This is a genomic window from Streptomyces malaysiensis subsp. malaysiensis, from assembly GCF_040653035.1.
Classification (GTDB): Bacteria; Actinomycetota; Actinomycetes; order Streptomycetales; family Streptomycetaceae; genus Streptomyces; species Streptomyces malaysiensis.
The window spans coordinates 16,197-36,349 of record NZ_JBEZNG010000052.1 but is presented as its reverse complement, the minus strand read 5'-3'; the positions used below and the strand labels follow the sequence as shown (position 1 = coordinate 36,349).

16 protein-coding genes and 4 pseudogenes are annotated in these 20,153 nt (G+C 68.6%); 12 read left to right on the top strand and 8 right to left on the bottom strand.

Features of this window, described 5'->3' with window-relative positions; genetic code table 11:
* Positions 1-233: 233 nt before the first annotated feature.
* Positions 234-698 (top strand): MarR family winged helix-turn-helix transcriptional regulator, encoded by a 465-nt coding sequence (locus AB0E24_RS44965; protein ID WP_359385713.1) that lies wholly within the window; start codon positions 234-236, stop codon positions 696-698.
* 14 nt (positions 699-712) lie between these two features.
* Here AB0E24_RS44965 and AB0E24_RS44960 read toward each other — a convergent pair.
* The 5 genes and pseudogenes from AB0E24_RS44960 to AB0E24_RS44940 form a co-directional block, all read right to left on the bottom strand.
* A pseudogene (locus AB0E24_RS44960) lies at positions 713-2,304 on the bottom strand (ISAzo13 family transposase).
* 129 nt (positions 2,305-2,433) lie between these two features.
* Complete coding sequence (locus AB0E24_RS44955; protein WP_359385711.1) at positions 2,434-3,330, bottom strand: nucleoside hydrolase; 897 nt, start codon at positions 3,328-3,330, stop codon at positions 2,434-2,436.
* A gap of 24 nt (positions 3,331-3,354) precedes the next feature.
* Positions 3,355-4,212: a carbohydrate ABC transporter permease gene (locus AB0E24_RS44950; protein WP_079255612.1), complete on the bottom strand. Its 858-nt coding sequence runs from the start codon at positions 4,210-4,212 to the stop codon at positions 3,355-3,357.
* A 2-nt stretch (positions 4,213-4,214) separates the two neighbouring features.
* A complete protein-coding gene (locus AB0E24_RS44945; protein ID WP_359385708.1) occupies positions 4,215-5,150 on the bottom strand; it encodes a carbohydrate ABC transporter permease in 936 nt (311 codons plus the stop codon).
* Positions 5,147-6,463: an ABC transporter substrate-binding protein gene (locus AB0E24_RS44940; RefSeq protein ID WP_359385705.1), complete on the bottom strand. Its 1,317-nt coding sequence runs from the start codon at positions 6,461-6,463 to the stop codon at positions 5,147-5,149. The genes AB0E24_RS44945 and AB0E24_RS44940 overlap by 4 nt, the downstream gene beginning before the upstream one ends.
* Before the next feature lie 224 nt (positions 6,464-6,687).
* On the opposite strand from AB0E24_RS44940, the gene AB0E24_RS44935 reads away from it, so the two are divergent.
* Positions 6,688-7,698: a LacI family DNA-binding transcriptional regulator gene (locus tag AB0E24_RS44935; RefSeq protein ID WP_079255609.1), complete on the top strand. Its 1,011-nt coding sequence runs from the start codon at positions 6,688-6,690 to the stop codon at positions 7,696-7,698.
* A 261-nt stretch (positions 7,699-7,959) separates the two neighbouring features.
* Here the strand turns inward: AB0E24_RS44935 and AB0E24_RS46135 are convergent.
* The 3 genes and pseudogenes from AB0E24_RS46135 to AB0E24_RS44915 form a co-directional block, all read right to left on the bottom strand.
* Positions 7,960-9,032 (bottom strand): IS630 family transposase gene (locus tag AB0E24_RS46135; RefSeq protein ID WP_435865398.1). Its coding sequence is split into 2 segments (ribosomal slippage): positions 7,960-8,583 and positions 8,586-9,032, totalling 1,071 coding nucleotides; the frame shifts between segments, so codons are not numbered across the junction.
* Positions 9,033-9,158: 126 nt separating this feature from the next.
* Positions 9,159-9,554, bottom strand: a complete 396-nt coding sequence (locus AB0E24_RS44920) for a GNAT family N-acetyltransferase (protein WP_359385722.1) — start codon at positions 9,552-9,554, stop codon at positions 9,159-9,161.
* A gap of 967 nt (positions 9,555-10,521) precedes the next feature.
* A pseudogene (locus AB0E24_RS44915) lies at positions 10,522-10,816 on the bottom strand (hypothetical protein).
* Between the two features lie 480 nt (positions 10,817-11,296).
* Between AB0E24_RS44915 and AB0E24_RS44910 the strand changes: the two are divergent.
* From AB0E24_RS44910 to AB0E24_RS44865, 10 genes and pseudogenes are all read left to right on the top strand, one after another.
* A pseudogene (locus tag AB0E24_RS44910) lies at positions 11,297-11,590 on the top strand (urease subunit gamma); the annotation flags it as partial.
* Positions 11,591-11,644: 54 nt separating this feature from the next.
* A complete protein-coding gene (locus AB0E24_RS44905) occupies positions 11,645-12,100 on the top strand; it encodes an urease subunit beta (protein ID WP_359385720.1) in 456 nt (151 codons plus the stop codon).
* Positions 12,101-12,135: 35 nt separating this feature from the next.
* Positions 12,136-14,145 (top strand): urease subunit alpha, encoded by a 2,010-nt coding sequence (locus AB0E24_RS44900; protein ID WP_435865399.1) that lies wholly within the window; start codon positions 12,136-12,138, stop codon positions 14,143-14,145.
* A 113-nt stretch (positions 14,146-14,258) separates the two neighbouring features.
* Positions 14,259-14,933: an urease accessory protein UreF gene (locus tag AB0E24_RS44895; RefSeq protein WP_347209598.1), complete on the top strand. Its 675-nt coding sequence runs from the start codon at positions 14,259-14,261 to the stop codon at positions 14,931-14,933.
* A gap of 26 nt (positions 14,934-14,959) precedes the next feature.
* A complete protein-coding gene (gene ureG, locus AB0E24_RS44890) occupies positions 14,960-15,655 on the top strand; it encodes an urease accessory protein UreG (RefSeq protein WP_359385700.1) in 696 nt (231 codons plus the stop codon).
* Positions 15,652-16,506, top strand: a complete 855-nt coding sequence (locus tag AB0E24_RS44885) for an urease accessory protein UreD (protein WP_359385698.1) — start codon at positions 15,652-15,654, stop codon at positions 16,504-16,506. The genes ureG and AB0E24_RS44885 overlap by 4 nt, the downstream gene beginning before the upstream one ends.
* 228 nt (positions 16,507-16,734) lie before the next feature.
* Positions 16,735-17,530 (top strand): annotated as a pseudogene (locus tag AB0E24_RS44880) (IS5 family transposase).
* A gap of 361 nt (positions 17,531-17,891) precedes the next feature.
* Entirely contained in the window at positions 17,892-18,587 is a 696-nt protein-coding gene (locus tag AB0E24_RS44875) for an NUDIX hydrolase (protein WP_231981071.1), read from the top strand.
* A 162-nt stretch (positions 18,588-18,749) separates the two neighbouring features.
* Positions 18,750-19,031, top strand: a complete 282-nt coding sequence (locus AB0E24_RS44870) for a polyprenyl synthetase (RefSeq protein WP_174886624.1) — start codon at positions 18,750-18,752, stop codon at positions 19,029-19,031.
* Positions 19,024-20,121, top strand: a complete 1,098-nt coding sequence (locus AB0E24_RS44865; protein WP_069870777.1) for a polyprenyl synthetase family protein — start codon at positions 19,024-19,026, stop codon at positions 20,119-20,121. The genes AB0E24_RS44870 and AB0E24_RS44865 overlap by 8 nt, the downstream gene beginning before the upstream one ends.
* The last annotated feature ends 32 nt before the right edge of the window (positions 20,122-20,153 follow it).

The following is a 20,153-nucleotide window of genomic DNA, read 5'->3' as shown; positions in this document are numbered from 1 at the left end:
CGAGGAGCACCACGCGCGCACCGGCGCGGGAGGCGGCGCGTGCGGTGGCCCCTCCGATGCCTGACGACGCTCCGGTCACGAGTACTACGGCTCCGTTGATGTCCATAGGGGATTCCTCATCCATGCGTCGGTGGATTGCCTGAGCAGCGCCACGGTCTTCGAGGCGCGGGGGCGTCCGCCATCCAATACTATCGCTTGATAGCTATCAAGCGATAGGAAGGTATCCTCATGGCATGAGCGACGTCAAAGCCGCCAGTCTCCACGAGCTGGCCGACCTGGTCTTCGCCGTGGGGCGGCAGCTTCGGCCCCCGACGGACCCCGCCTTCGAACCGTGCACGCCGATCGAGATCAGCGTCATGCGGTTCATCCACCACCACCCCGGCACGTCCGCGCGAGCCGCGTCGGAGGCGACCCTGCTTCCGTCGAGCAACTTCAGCCGGGTACTGCGCGGCCTGGAGAAGAGGGGGCTCGTGGATCGCGTCGTGGACGACCGCAACGCCCGAGGTGTGCGCCTGTACCCCACCGACAAGGCCCACCGGAATCACCAGATCCTCCGCGACAACTGGGACCGGACCCTCCGGGGCATCATCGACGACCCCGCCACCATCGAGATCGTCAATGCCACGCTCCGGCGTATCGAGGATGAACTCATAGCGCGGCGCAGCGGGACGGACGCCGATCGCGATCAAACCGACTAAGGGCTCGCAGAGAATCAACATGCTGATTTGATCTCCGTGGGACTGCTGTTCGCGAGGAACGCCGTGACGTCAGCGGGTGTCTGGAACCTGGCTGTCGAGGGTGGGATGGTGTAGCCGTTCTCGGCCAGGAGGGGCTGGACTTGGCGAACGGCTCTGGTGAGGGTGCTGCCATTGATTCCGAAGAGCTGGGCGAGCAGGTCTCGGGTGCCGAGTTTGCGCAAGTAGAGCACGGTGGCCAGGACTCTGTCGGCGGTGGTCAGCTTGTCCTTGGCCCCTGCGCCGCGAGCGCGGATGCGCTCGCCTCCTCGCTGCTGGAGCCGTCCCTGCTCACGTAACTCCTCCAGTTTCGGGGCGAGTTGGTTGACGAGTTCGTTCAGTGCCGGTTCGGGCATGCCGGTCAGATCCGGGTTGCGCAGACAACTGGTGCAGGGCTGCGGGGGCCGGTAGCTGGCTGACCGCGGGTTCTCGGGTGCGCTGGCGGTGTCGCGAGGGTGAGGGTGGAGGGTGTAGTTCCAGTCGCCGTGGAAGGGATGCCGGTGTATGGGCAGGGCGTCGATGTCGCTGTCGGTGACCTTGATGCCGGTGTCGTAGGTGCCCGGGTCGAGTTCGGCGTGGACTTTCAGCCCGGTGCGGGTCGTAGTCGCCGCGATGCTGTTCACGATGACGTCGTGGCTGGTCAGCGGGCGGCCGCGCCAGTGGTGGCCAGGGCTGCGAGTTCCATCTTCCAGGCGCGGGTGCGGTAGCCGTTGGAGCCGCCCGCGTCGGCGGTGATCAGCAGGCGGGTGGCGCGCGGGTAGTCGTGTCGGCCGACCGTCTGCCACCAGCGGTGGATCGAGGCCACCGCGAACGCGGCGGTGTCGTGGTCGGTGCCAACGCTGACCCAGCCGGTGTTGGCGGCGATATCGTAGATCCCGTACGGGATCGCCTTGCCCGGCCCCTGCCGGTCCAGGAAGTCGTGCGTCTTGACCAGTACCGGCTCCCCCTCAGGCCGCCACTGGCGCCCGCCGTTCTTGTAGTCGCCGACCAGCTCTTTCTTCTTGGTGTCCACACTGATCACCGGGTCCTCGGCACTCATGTGGTCCTTGGCCTGGTCATTGATGTAGCGGAACTGAGCGTCACGGTCGGGATGTTGCGCACCTTCAATGGTCTTGGCATTGGCCTGCAGGCTGAAGCCTTCCTCCCGCAGCAGGTCCCCGACCGTGTCAGCGCTCACCTTGTGTCCCTGCCGGGTGAGCTCGGACGCGATATTCCGGGTCGACTTCGTCGTCCAGCGCAGCGGCGACATCGGATCCCCGCGCACATCCGGCTCGACAAGTGCCAGCAGCGCGGGTCGCAAACCGGGATCCACGTCTGCTGCCCTCTTCCGCCCGCCGCCGGGCCGGCGCACCCGCCCCAGCGGATCCTCGCCGGCCTCCAGCTCGTCCACACCCTTACGCACCGTTGTCTCACTGACCCCAGCCGCACGCGCGATCGCCCGGATCCCGCCATGTCCCAGGACCCGGGCCTCGGCCCCCATCAGCAACCGCCGCTGCCGCTCGTCCAGATGCGGGAACAACACCTCAAACTTCACGGCGAGTTGGTGACAGATCGACTCGGAGACGCGCATACCACATCAACGAGCCGAATCACGGAAAGCAACATGTTGATTCTCTGCGAGCCCTTACTGAGGTTTTCGGGTTGTCGTCGGGTGGTGACGGTTCATGATCCCTGCGGTATGGGGCGCGCACCCGTGCTTCTACGAAGCGGTGTCCGTTGTTTCCGCGCGCTCGATGCGGGCGACGATCTCCTCTGCCACTTGGTCCAGGTCGGCGTCGACGACGAGGCGGACGTGGCCTGACGGATCCGCGTGGAAGGTGGTGACACCCTCATCGTCGACGGTGACCGTGCCGGGCTCGGTCTCGTACAGATCGGGGCGGAGCATCGATAGGGCGGTGATCGGATCGTGTGGGACGCTCCAGCCTTCGCCGGTGAAGTCGGTCCAGGCGTCGATCTCGCGGGCGAGCGCGACGCCGTAGGGGCCGGCGGCGCGGATGCGTTCGATGCCGTCGCGGCCGATGCAGACCCGGCGGGTGGTCTCGATGCCGGTGATCACGGTGGGGATGCCGGCGGCGAAGACGGCACGGGCGGCGGTGATGTCGCTGACGATGTTGTGCTCGGGCTTGGCGTCCGGCCCGAAGTGGCCGCCCATGAGGTAGAGCGTGCGGATGGCTTCGGCGAAGCCCGGCGCGTGGGCGATGGCGAGGGCCAGGTTGGCCTGCGGAGCGATGCCCATGACGTCGAGCTCGCCGGGGCGGGCGAGGACGGCCTCTGCGAGGAAGCGGTCGGCCGGGCACTCGGCGCATACGGGCTCGCCGTCCAGGTCGGTGAAGGCGCGGCCCTCGTGTCCGGCCCACCACACCTCCTTGCCGGAGAGGGTGTCCTCGGCGCCCGGCACCACGGTCAGCTCGTGCCCGGCAAGGGCGGCGAGGCGGTGTGCGAGGCGGGCGCGCAGCAGGGTGTCGCCGTAGACGGTGGTGACGGCCTCGACACGGACGTCGGCGGGCGAGCCGAGCAGCACGCCGAGCGCAAGTGCGTCGTCGACGTCGCTGCCAATGTCGGTGTCGAGGAGGACGTGATGGAGCGGAGTGGTCATGCGTGGGGGTCCTTACTTGGGCCGCTACTTGAGGCCGCTGCTCGCGATGGATTGGGTGAAATGGCGCTGCAGGCGCAGCAGGACGACCAGCGGGATGACGGTGAGGACGACGGCGGCCGCGAAGACCTGCCCGTAGTCGACGACCATCTGGCCCTGGAGCGTGCCGAGCGCGATGGGGCCGAGTTGCTTGGACGGTTCGGTGCCGATCAGCAGGGGCCACATGTACGACTGCCACTGAAAGGTGAAGAGGGTGAGGCCCGCCCCGATCAGCGCGGGGCGCGACAGCGGTAGGTGGATGCGCGTGAACACACCCCACCAGCTCAGGCCGTCGATGCGGGCGGCCTCGACGAGTTCCTTTGGTACGGCGAGGAAGAACTGGCGCAGCAGGAAGATGGCGAGGCCGTTTCCGATGCCGGGCATGATCAGGCCCGCATACGTGTTCTGCAGGTTCCAGTCACGGAACAGGGACGACAGCGGGATCGCGATCGCGTCGAACGGGATCATGAAGCTGAGCAGGATCACGGCGAAGACCAGGCCGCGCCCCCGGAACTCGAACACCGACAGGCCGAACGCGGCGCTCGCCGAGACCAGCAGGCCGAGCGCGACGGTGACGGCCGCGACCAGCACCGAGTTGAACACGGCGCGCCCGAACTCGCCCTGGAACAGGGCGACGTAGTTGTGCAGCGTCGCGTCGGTGGGGATCAGGGAGCGCCAGGACAGCTCGTCGAGGCTCCCGAGGACCCGGGAGCCTGGGCGCAGGGAGCCTGCGAGGACCCACAATAGCGGCAGCGCGAACAACACGCCGATCACGACGGCGGCGATCGCCGGCATGTGCCGGGCCGCAGAGGGGCGGCGGACCGTGGAGCGGTGAAGCGTCGTCATGGCTACTCCTCCCCCTTGCCCTGCATCAGCCGGTACTGGACGGCGACAACGGCGAGGGTGAGAGCGACGAGCAGCGCCACCTCGGCCTGGGCGTAGTGGATGTCGCCGACGCTGTAGGCCCGGCGGAAGACGTCGTACATGAGCAGGTTCGTGGAGCCCTCGGGGCCTCCGCCGGTGAGCAGCTGGACCGGCGCGAACACCAGGAAGTTGGAGACGGTGTCGGCGACGAGGACGAAGGCGAGCGGGCGGCGCAGTAGGGGCAGCGTGACGTGTACGAAGCGCTGCCAGGCGTTCGCGCCGTCCATGGCGGCGGCGTCGTACGTCTCCTGCGGGATGTCCTGCAGGCCGGCAATGAGGAATGTCATCCAGTAGCCGACACCGACCCAGCTCATCAGCACGATCAGCGAGTACAGCGCCTGTGTCGGGCTGGTCAGGAACGGCTGGGAGGGCAGGCCGAGGATGCCGAGGAGCGCGTTGAGCGGGCCCTCGGGGCGGTACAGGATGCCGAAGATCACGGCAGAGACGGCGGGCGGCACCGCGATGGGCGCGAAGACGAGTGAGCGCCAGAAGCGGACGCCCGCGAAGCGCCGGTTGAACAGGACGGCGAGGCCGAGCGCGCACAGCACCTGGAGCGGGTTGACGATCACGCTGAAGAGCAGGGTGACTCGCACGCTCTGCCAGAACTGCGGGTCGCCGAAGAGGTCGCTGTAGTTGTCGAGGCCGACGAAGCGGGTGACGCCGTCGACGAGGCTGTGGTGGCGCAGGCTGTCGACGACCGCGAGCCCGGCGGGCAGCAGCCGCAGCACGAGCAGCGCGAGCAGTGCCGGAGCCAGGAAGGCGAGCGCGGTGCGGGCCTGGGTGCGAGTGCGGCGCCGCACGACGGGCTTCGGATCGGTGGTGCGCCCGGGTGTGTCCGGGGGTCGGGTGGTGCTCGTCATCGCAGTCGCTCCCAGGTGCGCACCAGTTCGTCCGAGGCCTTAGCGAGCCGGGGTTCGGCGGGCGAGCCGTTGCGGATGTCGGAGAAGGCGGAGGCCAGGACGGTCTCGAACTGGGTGTAGCCGACAGAGCGCGGACGGCTGACTGCCGTGTGCTCCAGCTCGTGCCGCATGATCGCGGCCACCCCCTCGGTGGACTTTGTGGCCTGTTCGTCCAGGCGCGCCGCGTACGCGTCGAAGGCGGTGCGGTGGGCCGGGATCAGCGGGGATGCGGCGACCGTGGCGAGGCTGCCCGCGGTGGTCAGCGAGGCGTATTCCATGAACTTCAGGCCGACCTCCTGGCGGCCGCTGTACGGGTTGATGCCCCAGGACCAGGAGTCGGTCGGGGTGACCGGGCGGCCGCCGTCGAAGTACGGCTGCGGCGCCGTGCCCCAGGCAAACTCCTTCAGCCCGGCGAAGGCGCCCAGGTTCCACGGGCCGCCGACGAAGAACGGCACCCTGCCGGAGGTGAAGAAGGACGCCAGCTGGAAAGAGGTGACACCGCGCGGCGAGAGGCCATCTGCGAACAGGTCGCGGTACCAGCGCATCGCCTTCACCCAGCCGTCCGTCGTGACGGCGGGCGAGAGCATGTCCTCGCCGGTGATCCCGGAGCCGCCGCCGAGGGACTCGACCAGGGGCTGCAGGCCGTAGTACGCGTCTGTCTGCTCCAGGATCAGGGCGTACTCGCAGCCCGCCCGTTTCATGGCACGGCGCCCGGCGTCGAGGATGCTCTCCCAGGTCCAGCGCTCGGCGGGGTCCGCGGACGGGACGCCGACGCCTGCCTTCTTCAGCAGGTCGGCGTTGTAGAAGAGGTATTGGGTGGAGGTCCACACCGGGAGCGAGCGCAGGATGCCGTCCCAGGAGCTGATTTCGTACTGCTCCGTCGTGACGGCCGCGCGGGCCCGCCGGCTGAGGTCGTTCAGTTCGGTGAGGAAGCCGCGGGCGCTGAGCGCGGGGACGCGCGGCTGGTCGACGCAGTACACGTCGATGGCCGCGTCCTTTGCGGACAACCGCAGCTGGAGGACGTCGTTGAGCTGCGCGGGCGGCACGGCGGTGTACGCGACCCGCAGCCCCGGGTGCGCCTTCTCAAAGCCCCGGATGACCGGCTGGAACGTCTCCGGGGTCTCAGGGCCGAGGAACCGCACGGTCCGGCCGGGGGCGCCGGACGCGTTGGAGGTGCACCCCGTGAGGGCCGCGCCGGAGAGGGTGGCGGCGAGGGCCGCGCCGAGCAGCGTCCTGCGGCTGAGCGGGCGCGCGACGCCCGGGAAGCGGTTCATGGCGACCACTCTGCATCGCGTGGAGCCCCGGGAAGAGGTGCTATGGCCATCATCATCCAAATCGTTTTGCATCGCAGGCGACAAGCTAAGGAGGCAGACAAACAAAGGTCCACGACGTTGCGCGACTCCTTGATGGCGAGCACGATACAAAACGTTTTGCGTTCTGGGTAGGGTGTCACCGACCACGGCGCCGCAAGGGCGCCACCGACGACCGGGAGGCGGATGTGCACGGCTCGCGCCGCGTCAAGATCGTGGACGTGGCGGCCGCCGCCGGGGTCAGTGTGACGACGGTGTCCCATGTGATCAGCGGCCGCCGCCCGGTGTCGGCGGCCACTCGCGCCCGAGTCGAGGATGCGGTGCGCCGCCTCGGCTACCAGGCCGACCCGTCGGCGCGCGGCCTGCGCACCCAGCGCACCGACACCATCGGGCTCGTCGTCCCGGACATCACCAACCCGTTCAATACCGAGCTGGCCGCGGGTATCCAGGCCATCGCCTACGCCCGCGGTCTACTGACGGTGGTGTGCGAGGCACCTATAACGGGCGGCCCGCAACTCCCCGCCGTGCTAGGCCAGTTGACTGCACGACGACTCGACGGAATCGTGCTCGGGCGGTTCGGCGCACAGCGCGCGGACCTCGACCTGATCGCCGCTTCCGGGACCCGCCTGGTCCGCCTCGGCACGCGGATCGCCGACGGTCCCGGCGATGTGGTGCGCGGCGCCGAAACCGAGGGTATGCGGGAACTGGTCCGGTACCTCGCGGGCGAGCACGGCTACCGGCGGATCGGCTTCATCGGCGGCGAGACGGGCGTCGAGCCGGGCGGCGAGCGCTACGAGGGGTATCGGCAGGCCCTCGCCGAGGCGGGACGGACCGTACCGGAGGACCTGACCGTGTGGACGGGCTTCACGCGGGAGGGCGGGCGCGCCGGGGCGGCCCGCCTCCTCGACGCCGCTGAGCCACCGGACGCCGTGGTGTGCGCCAACGACCTGATCGCGATCGGGGCGCTGGACGTCGCGCGTCAGCGGGGAGTCGATGTACCGGGGCGGCTGGCCGTCACCGGGTACGACGACATCGACGCGGCGTCGATGGTCTCGCCCGCACTGACAACGGTCGTCAATCCGGCACGGGAGATCGGCCGTTCTGCGGCCCGGCTGCTCATCGACCGGCTCGACGGGGACGACGGGCCCGCACGGGAAATCGTGCTGACGCATCAGGTGGTACGGCGCGCCTCGGCCTGAGCCCGGCCAGTATTGAAGGCGATCGCATCGATCACCTCACGGTGGGCTCTTCCGCGGGGCGGCTGCGTCATTACTGCCGGGCGTGGACGTGGCGGTGGATGAGCACCCGCCGGTGCCGCTTGAGGCTCAGGTTCGCCGGACTGACCGGTTTGCAGCAGCCTTGCGTACTGTGCTGTGCTCATTGATCCGTCTATGGCATACCTCGTGGAGCGGCCGTGCCGGACGAGCTGTGGGTGCTCTTTCGGCTAGTTACTGAGGTTTTCATGGTGGGGTCGGTGGTGCGAGGGTCAGGCCGGTGGCGGTGAGGCAGCCGTCGATCAGGTGTGGCCGGAGCTGGATCCTGCGTAACTCCCGGCGGAGGACCCGGTCGAGGTCGTCGGGTGTGTCGAAGGCGGTGTTGGCCATGGTCCGGCGTACCAGTGACCAGACGGCCTCGACGGGGTTCAGGTCGGGTGCATACGGTGGGAGGCGGACGGTTGTGAGCCAGTCGTGCTCGGACCCGTAGCGTTTCAGCCCGACCGCCAGGTGAGTGTTGAGATTGTCCCAGACCACCACGATCGGGCCGCCGAGCTGGATGTGTGCGCGGACGAGCAGGTCGCGGTAGTCCTGCCAGGAGAAGCTCTTGCGGGCGCCTTTGACGAGGAGGTGGTTGCGGGGTCGGTGGATGAGACGGCTTTCCACGCCCGGTTTGTAGCAGCACAGGGCGGCGACCGAGGTTCTGCGGCGGGAGCGGCCTCTCACTCGGATGACGGGGGTGTATCCGCGCCGGCCCCAGGTGCGGGCGCGAGGCGGCGTCATGGAGAATCCGGACTCGTCCTCGAAGACGATCCAGGCCCCGTGGGCCGCCGCGAGGCTTTTACCCTCGGCCACACCTCCTTCTTCCACAGTTCGACGGCGTGCTCGTCGCGCTCCAGTGCTCTGCGGGCAGGCGCCTGCCATGACCAGTCGTGCCGTTTCAGTAGCCGCCACACCGTCGCCACCGACAGGCTCAGCCTCAGATGCCGGCGGATCACCGTCTGGACCCGGGCCAAAGTCCAACGCTCATCGTCGAAGCCGTGCGCTGACGGGCCCTTGCCGAGTTCCTCCTCGAGCACGGCGAACTGTGCATCGGTGACGGTCGGAGAATTGGCTGGGCCCGCAGAACGCAAGGCCTCCATGCCGCCCTCGCGCCAGGCACGGCGCCAGCGTTCCACCGAACGGACACTCACCCGCAGGTCCTTCGCGATCACCGCGGTCTTCTCGCCCGCCGCGAACCTCTCACCGGCCTGGAACCGGATCTTCTCCCGAAATGCCCGACGCTCAGCGGTCAGGCCCCCACCCTCCGGATAACGCACACCACCGGCATATCGCAGGGATCATGAACCGTCACCACCCGACGACAACCCGAAAACCTCAGTAGGTCAGGGATCTGGCCGGGGGGCTTCTGGTTCTGTGCAGGGCCCGGAGCTGGGCCCGCGGTGTTATAGGGCAATGAGGCCGGCTGTGGTCATCTTGAAGCCGCAGGCGTCGAAGTAGAACGGACGCAGGTGCTCCTCGAAGTCGACTTGGAGCCATTCGCACTTCGCGGCACGAGCTTCGTGAGCCGCGGCTGTGACCAACGCGCGGCCAACGCCTCGCCTCTGGTGATGCTGTGCGATCACCGTGTCCAGGATGAAGGCGTGGGCTCCGCCGTCCCAGACCACGTTGATGAAGCCGACCAGTGAGCCGCTTTCCCGGGCGCAGACCCAGCCAAGGCTGTGGCGCTCGAGTCGTTCTCGCCAGTCAGTCCGGGCGACCGGGTGGCCGAAGCCGTCAGCGTGCAGTGCGTTGAGGGCGGTGTTGTCGAAGTCGCCGCGCCATTCGTACTCGATCGTCATTTCTCGATCGTAGAGTCCGGGCCGGGTCCGGCAGTCGAATGGTGAAGCGAGGAGAACTCGCTTGCGGAGGAGTTCGAACCCAGTGCGGCCGGACATCTGCCGCTTGAGTGTCTTGTTCCGGTTGACGTGGTCCTCCACGACATTGGAGTTCCACGGAAGTGAGAGGCCGGCGACAACGGCGTCGAGGTCGCGTTCGAGGCGCTGGGCGAAACGGCGGAGGCTGGGCAGCTCCGTGGTGGGGGTCGCCGGTTCGGTCCATGCCGGAAGTCGGGCGCCTTGCAGTTGAGTGAGCATGTGGGCGAAAGAACGCATGTGCTCGGCGAATGCCGTAAGTTCAGGGCAGTTGGCGAGAGCGGCCTTGAGGTGGAGCCGGTCGCTTTCGGGCAGGGCGTCGGCGTGGGTGAGGATCCAGCGCGTGACGGCGCGGGCCGATGGTGGCCGGGGCCCGATCGGCTGGGGCCTGCCGCGCAGGATCCGGCTGACGTAGTTGCGGACGTTGCCGTAGCCCTGCGGGCAGCCCAGTTCCTTGATCTCTTCCCGGAGTTTCCAGGCGTTGGTGCAGCCTTCCTGCCAGCGTTGATCGAGGTAGGGCTAGTAGGGGTCGAGCTGAGTCGCGCGGCTTTGCCACTGGCCGGTGAACAGTTCCTTCGGAGTGGCGGCGCGGAAGAAGCGCAGGATGGTGTTGAGCGTCATGCCGAGCTGCCGGGCGACGGATCGTTTGCTGTGTCCGGCGGCTAGGAGCAGAGCACGAGTCGGGACACTCGTCAGGATCGCGGCCCCCGGCCACTGGGTCTTGAGTGTCCCGGTCGTCCTGTGCCACAACACCAGTCCGCTCCGCCCGGGAACGCTACGCTCGCCCCGGAGGCGGCGCGGTAGACGCCCGCAGGCGAAGCTGAGGACAAAGACCGCTGACACCCTTCGGTTGCCGGCCGTCATCACGGTGCCGAAGAAAGGCCCACCCACCATTTCAATGGGATTCACACCGCAGATGCCGGTGCCCTTTCTGACGGCACCCCAGGCTTCTGCTCCTGTGCTGGGCAGACACCAGGAGATAACCCTCACCCCTCCAGCGCGGATCCCCTGTCCGCTGCTCGTTGCGTTCGCGGTGAAATCTCCATCGCCTGGCCGGCCTCTTCGCGGCTGCCATAAGGGCCGAAGCGATCAGCCGCACGGCACTCCGGACCATCCTCAACTGTGTCGTGCGTCAAGCAGTAGAACCACTCACTCGGCTTACCGGCCTCACATCCCTGGAAAAGAGCCATGCCGATCATGCGGCCACCAGCCAGTCCTCAAGTTCGGTGCGAATCACCCAAAGAGGGGGATGTCGAACGCCCTCACGAACTGCCGCGCAGCCCCGGCCTTCCCGGTCCGGAGACAGCGGTGTCACTTCTCAGCGGCATTCCCCGTCGCTTTGATCGCCAAGTGCCGCCCGAACTCGGTTGTCCCTTGTCGCCATCGAGAGCTTGACGGCGGACCCAGCCGTTCCGGCTGCCATGAGTGAAACCTGGCTCGCTCAGCTCGGCGGCATCTGTCGCGGTTTCGGCGGCGGCCCTTTGTGTGCGGCGGGGCAGAGGCTACGCACCCTCGGGCTCGGAATCACCTGATCGTGTACGTGATCCGTTCTGTGGCCTTCTCGATGGGTTCGTCCGCTGATGATCGTGGAGTGCCTGGCCTGTCCGGGGATGTCTTGTGTCCTTCGGCGTGCCCGGCATCCACTGTTCGTTCAAGAGAAACGGCTCATCGTGCATTTGACTCCCCATGAGCAGGAACGCCTGCTGATCCATGTGGCGGCTGACGTTGCGCAGCGGCGCCGTGAGAGCGGGCTGCTCCTCAACTACCCCGAGGTGATGGCTCTGCTGACGGTGCATGTCTTTGAGCAGGCGCGCGCCGGCAAGACGGTCAGCGATGTCATGGAGTCGGGCCGGCAATTGTTCAGTCGGGACGGGGTGATGGACGGTGTGCCAGAAATGATCAGGAACGTGCAGGTGGAGGCCACCTTCCCGGACGGCACCAAGCTGGTCACCATCCACGACCCCTTCCCGGAGGCCGCAGAGGTACCCGCGGTCCACCCGGGCAAGGTCGAGCACCCCTTGCCGCCGCGGAAGTCGGACTGCCCGGTCGACTGCGACGGCGGCAGTGGCAACGGCTCGTGCTGTGACAAGTGCCAGGAACAGGAGGCAGCGTCCTGGTACGAAGCGATTGAGTTCAACGCGGACCTGCAGGAGGACGCCACCGGGCTGCCAGGTGGGGGCAGGACGAGGATCAGGGTGAAGAACATGTCGGACCGTCCCATCCAGGTCGGTTCCCACTATCACTTCGCCGAGGTCAACCCGGGGCTGAAGGTCCTGAAGGTCGAGGTTCCTCCCGGTCCTCGGCTGGAGTCGCCCCAGGAGCTCCAGGACTGTGAGGCGGCGCGGATGCGGCGGCTGAACATCGCCGCGGGTAAGTCCGTGCGCTTCGAGCCGGGTGACGAGTGTTGCGTCGAGCTGGTGGAGATCCGGGGGGATCGGCAGGTCAAGGGGCTGCGCGAGGTGACGTACCAGTGAGCACCAACTCAAAGGCCCCGTCGAGCAGCGAGCCGGTGAGCTCGCCGGAGAACCCGGCGGGCAACGTGCTGAAGCGGGCCGAGTACGCCACTTTGTACGGGCCCACCACCAAGGACCGTGTCCGCTTGGCCGACACCGCTCTGACCGTCGAGATCGAGGCCGACTGGAGCGGCGGTCCGAAACACAGCGGCAACGAGATGATCTTCGGCGGCGGAAAGGTGATCCGTGAGTCGATGGGCATGTCCCACATCCCCAGGAAGGGGGATGCTGGAGGCCGTATGCCCGTGGACACGGTCATCACCGGCGCGCTGATCCTCGACTGGTGGGGGGTGGTCAAGGCCGATGTCGGCATCCGCGACGGCAAAATTGAGGCCATCGGCAAGGCGTACAACCCCGAGACGATGAACCCGATCCCGGCCGACGAGTTCGAGATGCCGGACCGTACGCTCCCGGGTGACACGCTGCCGGAGACGGCGAAGCCGACGAACTTCGTGGTCGGTCCGAGCACCGAGGTCATCTCCGGCAACGGGCGGATCCTCACCGCGGGCGGCGTGGACACCCACGTCCATTTCATCTGCCCTGAGCAGATCCACGAGGCACTCGCCTCGGGCGTGACCACGGTCATCGGCGGCGGCACCGGCCCTGCCGAGGGGAGCACGGCCACCACGGTGACCCCGGGCGAGTGGCACATCACTCGGGTCTTCGAGAGCCTGGACGCGTATCCGGTCAACATCGGACTGCTCGGCAAGGGCAGCACGGTCAACGCCGACGCCCTCAACGAACAGGTCGACGCCGGCGTCATCGGCTTCAAGGTCCACGAGGATTGGGGAGCCACGCCCGCCGTGATCGACGCGGCACTGGAGGTGTGCGAGAACCGTCAGGTCCAACTTGCCCTGCATGCCGACTCGCTGAACGAGTCCGGCTTCCTTGACAGCACGCGCGCCGCCTTCACAAAGGACGGCAAGAAGCGCTCTGTCCACATCTTCCACGTCGAGGGTGCCGGCGGTGGTCACGCCCCGGACATGATCGAGCTGGTCAAGGAGCCGAACGTCCTGCCCGCCTCGACCAACCCGACCCGCCCCTTGACGGTGAACACCGTCAAGGAGCACGTCGACATGATGGTGGTCTGCCACCACCTCAACCCGGATATTCCGGCGGACATGGCCTTCGCCGACTCCCGGATCCGGCCGTCCACCATGGCCGCGGAGGACCTCCTGCACGACATGGGCGCCATCTCGATGATGTCCTCCGACGCCCAGGCGATGGGACGCATCGGCGAGATGGTCATGCGCACCTGGCAGACCGCACACGTCATGAAATCCCGCTACGGCCCTCTGAAGGAGGACCTCGCCAATGCGAAGGTCCGCACGATCGCTGATGACACAGGGCTGGGCAGCAAGCACTCGCACAACGCAGACACACTGATCCCGAACGACAACTACCGGGCGCGCCGGTACGTTGCCAAGTACACGATCAACCCGGCGCTCACGCACGGCATCGACGGTCACGTCGGTTCCGTGGAGACCGGGAAGCTCGCCGACCTGGTGCTCTGGGAACCGAAGTTCTTCTGCGTCAGGATGCACATGGTCCTCAAGGGCGGGCAGCTCGCATACGCGCAGGTCGGCGACGCCAACGCGTCGATCACGACACCGCAGCCCTACCTGCCGCGGGCGGTCTGGGGCGCGACCGGCCGCTCCCCACTGCGCAACTCGTACAACTTCGTGGCCCCAGGCGTGGCATCCAAACTGAACGCGACCGTCGTCACCGTCCAGGACGGCAGCGGGAATGTCACGGAGGTGAAGGCCAGGGGGCTCGGCCTCGCCAAGCAGTTCGTGGACATCTCGAGGGGAATCCGGGACGTCACCAAGGCCGACATGAAGCTGAACGACATGGTGCCGGACAGTCTCCACGTCGATCACAACAGCTTCGAGGTCACCATCGGCGGTGCGACGACAGGGGACGCCCGCACGGAGCTCAACGGAGCGACCGTGCCGCGCGCCTACGTCAGTGAAGTCCCCATGGGGCAGAGGTACTTCCTCTTCTGACACCGGCCCTGTGGCCGGCCGACGACTCCGTCACCGCGGCCGTGGCCCGGGCAGGACCCACGCCCGTCCGGACCACGGCACCATCCGACCCTGCGAAAGGCAGCCGCTCGCCCATGAGCCGTGCCGCACTGCTCCTGCTGGCCGACGGCCGGTTCCCCGCTGGCGGGTACGCCCACTCCGGCGGCGTCGAAGCCGCAGTCGCCCACAAAGCCGTACACGACATCGACAGCCTCGAAGCATTCTGCCGCGGGCGCCTGCACACCACCGGTCTGACCACGGCCGGCCTGGCCGCCGCGGCCGCCGCCGGATGCGACCCGCTGCTGCTGGACGACGCCGCCGACGCGCGCACCCCCGTACCCGCGCTGCGCGCCGTGGCCCGCAGGCTCGGCCGGCAGATGATGCGCGCTGCACGCGCCACCTTCCCGTCCGCCGAACTCGACCGCTTGGCCGCCGCGCGACCTCAGGGTGCCCATCAGCCCATCGTCCAGGGCCTCGCCGCCCGGGCCGCCGCTCTCACCCCGATGGACGCGGCCTGTGCCGCGGCCTACGAGAGCACCGGCGGCCCGGCCACCGCAACGGTGCGCCTGCTCAGCCTCGACCCGCTCGACGCCTCACGGCTGCTGGCACGCCTCAGTGCAGAGGCCGACGCCGTCGCCGCGGCCGCCGCCGACGCGGCGGCCCGCGTGGCAACCGAGGGTCTCGGCGCCCTGCCGTCGGCATCCTCCCCGCTGCTGGACATCACCGCAGAGCAGCACGCCGCCTGGACCGTTCGGCTCTTCGCCTCCTGAACCCACCCCTGCTTCCTGGAGTTCCCATGCACCTCGATCACCCCGTGACCATGCCCTACCGCCACACCTACAGCGCCCAGCCGCTGCGCACGGACGGCAGGCTGCGCGCCTTGCGCGTCGGCCTGGGCGGTCCCGTCGGCACCGGCAAGACCGCCAGTGTCGCCGCGCTCTGCCGCACCCTGCGCGACGAACTCTCCCTCGCCGTCGTCACCAACGACATCTACACCCGCGAGGACGCCGAGTTCCTGCTGCGCGAGGCCGTGCTGCCGCCCGAGCGGATCACCGCCGTGGAGACCGGCGCCTGCCCGCACACCGCGATCCGGGACGACATCTCCGCCAACCTGGAGGTTGTCGAGCACTTCGACGAGACCCTCCACCCCCTCGACCTCGTGCTCGTCGAGTCCGGCGGCGACAACCTCACCGCCACCTTCTCCAAGGGCCTCGTCGACGCCCAGATCTTCGTCATCGACGTCTCCAGCGGTGACGACATCCCCCGCAAGGGAGGCCCCGGCATCACCACCTCCGACCTCCTCGTCGTCAACAAGACCGACCTCGCCCCGCACGTCGGCGCCGACCTCGCCACTATGGCCGCCGACGCCAAACGGCAACGCGGCGACCTTCCTGTCATCTTCACCAGCCTCACCTGCGACGACGGCATCCGCGAGATCGCCGACTGGGTCACCGGACACCTAACCCGGTGGCGCGCGAAGGCGTCGGCATGAGCACCGGCACCCCACTCGCCGGGCCCAGGGCCGCGTGCGGCCCCGCCGTCCCCGCCGCCGGCACTGGGGAAACCTGCGGACACCCGGACGGCGTGCGCGCCACCGCTCGCATCCGCGCCACGTACAACGGACGCGTCACCACACTCCCGCAACTGAGCAGCGACGGCCCGTTCCATCTACGACGCATGCGCACCAGCGGAAAGGCCGCCACGGTGGGGATCATCGGCGCGATGAGCGCCCCGCTCGGCGGCGACCGACTCGCCCTGGACATCACCGCCGAAGACCGCGCCGAACTGGAGGTCACCACGGCCGCCGCCACGCTCGCCCTCCGCGGCCCCACCACCGCGCCGGCCACCTACGACGTACGGCTGACCGCCGGGGAGCGCGCCTGCCTGCACTGGCTGCCCCAGCCGCTGATCAGCGCCGCCGGCAGCAACCTGCACCAGACCTACACCGTCAACCTCGCCGCGACCTCGCGATTGCTGCTGCGCGAGGAGCAGATCCTGGGCAGAGCCAACGAGAAGCCGGGCCACCTCGTCAGCCGCATCCGGGTCCATCACGCCGGACGCCCGCTGCTCGACCAGCACACCGCCTACGGGGACCCCGAGCCCGGATGGGACGGCCCCGCAGTCCTTAACGGACACCGCGCCGTCGGCCAACTCCTCGTCGTGGACCCGGAGCTGGACGTCAGGCGTTCTCCCGTCCTGGTCCGCGAAGGGACCGAGGACGGCTGTGCCGTCCTCGCGCCGCTGGCCGGCGGCCCGGCACTGCTTGCCACCGCCGTCGCACCGACCTCCTCAGCCCTGCGGGAGCTACTCGACGAAGCACTCAGACACGCCCTCGGCGAGTAGCGCTGACGATCCGCAGCCCGTCGGCGGGCGGCGCACCCCACCGCCGGGCCATCCTCGTATGTGGTCGAGGCTGTGAGACCGCGCGAGCTCCGGGGAGCCGTTGTGAGGAAGTGCCACCGGCCGTGAGACAGAAGCGTTTGGCCACAACCTGAGACATCTGAGGACCTGCTGGTCAACGCGACGCCTTAGAGGTCATCTCATTTGGGTCGGTAGCCTGGTTGTGTGTTGATGGTCGAACGTCTGGTGCCGGAGGGGTTGTGGGAGTTGTTTCAGCGGGTGGTTCCGGAGGTGCCGACCCGTCCGCAGGGCGGTGGCCGACGTCGGTACGGAGATCGTGAGGTGCTGGCCGCGATCATCTTCGTGGCGACCACTGGCTGCACGTGGGCGCAGGTCCCGCCCGTGTTCGGCCCGTCCGGTGCCACTGCTCACTGCCGTTTCATGGAATGGTCTCAGGCACGGGTGTGGGCGAACCTGCACCGCTTGGTGCTGGATGAGCTCGGGTCCCGCGGTGAGCTGGACTGGTCGCGGTGCGCGATCGACTCGGTGAACATGAGAGCCCTCAAAGGGGGGACCTGACGGGTCCGAATCCCGTGGATCGGGGCAAGAAGGGTTCGAAGATCCACTTGATCACCGAGCGGACCGGATTGCCCGTCTCCATCGGGATCTCGGGCGCCAACCTTCACGACAGCCAGGCGCTCGAACCGCTCGTACGCGGCATCCCGCCCATCCGTTCCCGGCGCGGACCTCGCCGCCGAAGGCCGGCCAAGCTCCACGGCGACAAGGGTTACGACTACGACCATCTGCGCCGATGGCTACGGCAGCGCGGCATCCGACACCCATCGCCCGCAAAGGCATCGAGTCCTCCAAGCGGCTGGGACGCCACCGCTGGACCATCGAACGCACGATGTCCTGGCTCGCGGGATGCCGACGACTCCACCGTCGTTACGAACGGAAAGCTGTCCACTTCCTGGCCTTCACCAGCATCGCCTGTACTCTCATCTGCTACCGCAGACTTACCAAATGAGATGACGTCTTAAGCAATTGCTGTCCTACCAGGTCACCTCAGCGGCGGACAGCGAGCAGCAGGGGAGCCGCCCATGAGCCGCTCCGACACCACTGCGCCTGGTCCCGTCGCCTCGTCCAGCATCCCCCGATCCTTCTGACCGCTCCACGCTCCTTCGAGGTGATGACGTGCCGCCCGCCCGCTCCCACATCCTCGCGACCGCTGAGAACTACCTGGCCCGGCATCCGCACGGCAGGAGGCCCTGGCCGGGCTGCTGGCCGCCCTCGAGCGGCCGGACGAGCCGACGAGCCGCGCGACGCTGCCCGCCCACATCACCTGCAGTGCCACCGTCATCGACCGCGAGCAGCGCGTGCTGCACATCGTGCACAAGGCGTCAGGCAAGCTCCTCACACCGGGCGGAGGTTACGTCGAGAACGACCGGACTCTTCTGGCCGCCGCGCTGCGGGAGGTGTGTGAGGAAACCGGACTCCGCCCGGACGATCTGTGTCTCACTCCGCAGCTCCTGGGCAAGGCGCTCGACATCGACGTCCACGATATTGACGCCAATCCGGCCAAGGGCGAGCCGGCGCACCAGCACTACGACTTCCGGTACGTCTTCTACCTCATGCCCGATCGTGCGCCGGTGCTGGAGCTGCAGGACGAGGAAGTCTCGGGTGCTCGATGGCTCGGATTCTCCGACGTCCGGTCGCCGACGCTGCGGGCCAAGCTGCTGGCCGCGAAGGCCCAGGGCCTCGATGGACAGCCTCAGCCGGTGAATGCGTCCGCCTTGATCCATGACGGCCAGGGTCGCTACCTGCTGCATCTGAGGGACCAGCGTGAGGGCATCGGGCTCCCGGGGTGTTCTCCCTGCTGGGCGGTGGCCCCCGCCGCGCAACCCGCCTCCTACGTCCGGATCCGCGGCCGTGTGGTGCGGGTGACCACCGAGGGAGCGGCCGAACACATCGAGGCGCTCGCGCAGAAGTACCTCGGTGGGTCCTACCCATGGTTCGGTGGCCGCGATCAAGTCCGGGTGCTCTATGTGATCCAGCCGGAACGGATCAGCAGCCCCCGCGGCTAGGGGGGTGCGCCGGGCCGTGATCGCCCGGCCCCTGACGGAAGGAGCAGTCCGTACGCACGAGCGATGCCGTCACTCGATCGTGAGTTGTTCCCTTCATATGCCCGGTGTGATGCCACGCTGGCCAGCACGGCGTGTGACCGGCGGCTGAGGGTGGGGGATGGGATGGCGCAAGGCACGGGACGACGCGGGGGACTGGACGAGCGGGCTGTGCTGCTGGCGGCCGGGCTGGCCGATCTGGCGGTGAGCACGCTGGGTTCGGTGCTGGGGGCGGCGCGGGGGTTGCTGGGCCGCTCGGATGCTGCGGAGCTGGCGGCGGAGGCCGAGCACGATCTGATGGCACGCGGGCGCCTGGCGCTGGAACGGCATACCGCGGCCGTCCCCCCGGCCCACCTGGAGATTCTCGCCCGGCACGCGCTGGCCCGGCGGGCCGCCGGCGATGTCTGACCGGCGGGGGTCCGATCGGTGGGGGCCTGATCGGTGGGGGTCCGACCGCTGGAGGCCGGTCGCGTTCAAGACCCGCGTCGACGAGGTGCTGCACGGCTTCGTCGCCCAGGAGGCCGAGCAGTTATCGGCGATCGACCCGGCCCTGGGCCCCGTGGCCGGGCAGTTGGAGGCGGCAGTCGCCGACGGCAAGCGGCTGCGGGCGGCGTTCTGCTACTGGGGGTGGCGCGCGGTGGGGCAGCCGGACAGCGATGCGCTTGTGCGGGCGGCGGCCTCGATGGAGCTGGTGCATGCCGCCGCGGTGGTGCATGACGATCTCATCGACGACAGTCCGCTGCGGCATGGCCGGCCCACGGCGCATATCGCCCTGCGCGCCGCCGTACGCCGTCGGCCGCGTGCCGTCGCCGCCGCCAGGTCGCTGGCGATGCTGGTGGGCGACCTGCTGATGTCGCTGGCCGGGCAGATGTTCGCCACCAGCGGTCTGCCCGCCGCGTACCTGGCACGGGCCCGCCCGCTGTGGTCGGTGCTGGCCCGGGAGCTGATCGCGGGGGAGTGCCTGGAGATCCTGCGGACCGGGGCGGATCCGGACACCACGGCGTCGCTGAAGGTGATCCGGTACAAGACCGCCAAGTACACCGTCGAGCAGCCCCTGTTGATCGGTGGCGCCCTGGCCGGGGCCGGCCGGCGGCTGCGCGAGGGCTACTCCGCGTACGGGTTGCCGCTGGGTGAGGCGTTCCAGCTCCGGGACGACCTGCTCGGCCTGTTCGGAGACCCGGAACGCACCGGCAAGGAAAACGCCGACGATGTGCGCGGCCACCGGCCCACGGCTCTGCTGGCGGAGACCTGGCGCATCGCCGGTGACGGTGAGCGGGAGCGGCTGAGCGCCCTCCTCGGCCGACGTGATCTGGATGCGGAGGGTCTGGACGCGGTCCGCGAGGTGATGTCCCGGCTGAAGGCCCCGGATCGTATCGAGGCCATGATCACCGAGCGGGTCGAGGAGGCCCTCGACGCCCTGCACGAGCTGGACACACCCCCGTACGCCGCCGCTGCCCTGACCGCGCTGGCGCGTTCGGCGGCGGTCCGCCTGTCCTGACCCCCCGCACAGGCGGGACGGCCGCCGCCCCC

Bases quoted from the DNA above. Each gene is read 5' to 3' on its own strand.
- AB0E24_RS44965 (WP_359385713.1), top strand. From the start codon at position 234: ATGAGCGACGTCAAAGCCGCCAGTCTCCACGAGCTGGCCGACCTGGTC.
- AB0E24_RS44955 (WP_359385711.1), bottom strand. From the start codon at position 3,330: ATGACCACTCCGCTCCATCACGTCCTCCTCGACACCGACATTGGCAGC.
- AB0E24_RS44950 (WP_079255612.1), bottom strand. From the start codon at position 4,212: ATGACGACGCTTCACCGCTCCACGGTCCGCCGCCCCTCTGCGGCCCGG.
- AB0E24_RS44945 (WP_359385708.1), bottom strand. From the start codon at position 5,150: ATGACGAGCACCACCCGACCCCCGGACACACCCGGGCGCACCACCGAT.
- AB0E24_RS44940 (WP_359385705.1), bottom strand. From the start codon at position 6,463: ATGAACCGCTTCCCGGGCGTCGCGCGCCCGCTCAGCCGCAGGACGCTG.
- AB0E24_RS44920 (WP_359385722.1), bottom strand. From the start codon at position 9,554: ATGACGATCGAGTACGAATGGCGCGGCGACTTCGACAACACCGCCCTC.
- AB0E24_RS44895 (WP_347209598.1), top strand. From the start codon at position 14,259: ATGAGCCGTGCCGCACTGCTCCTGCTGGCCGACGGCCGGTTCCCCGCT.
- ureG (WP_359385700.1), top strand. From the start codon at position 14,960: ATGCACCTCGATCACCCCGTGACCATGCCCTACCGCCACACCTACAGC.
- AB0E24_RS44885 (WP_359385698.1), top strand. From the start codon at position 15,652: ATGAGCACCGGCACCCCACTCGCCGGGCCCAGGGCCGCGTGCGGCCCC.
- AB0E24_RS44870 (WP_174886624.1), top strand. From the start codon at position 18,750: ATGGCGCAAGGCACGGGACGACGCGGGGGACTGGACGAGCGGGCTGTG.
- AB0E24_RS44865 (WP_069870777.1), top strand. From the start codon at position 19,024: ATGTCTGACCGGCGGGGGTCCGATCGGTGGGGGCCTGATCGGTGGGGG.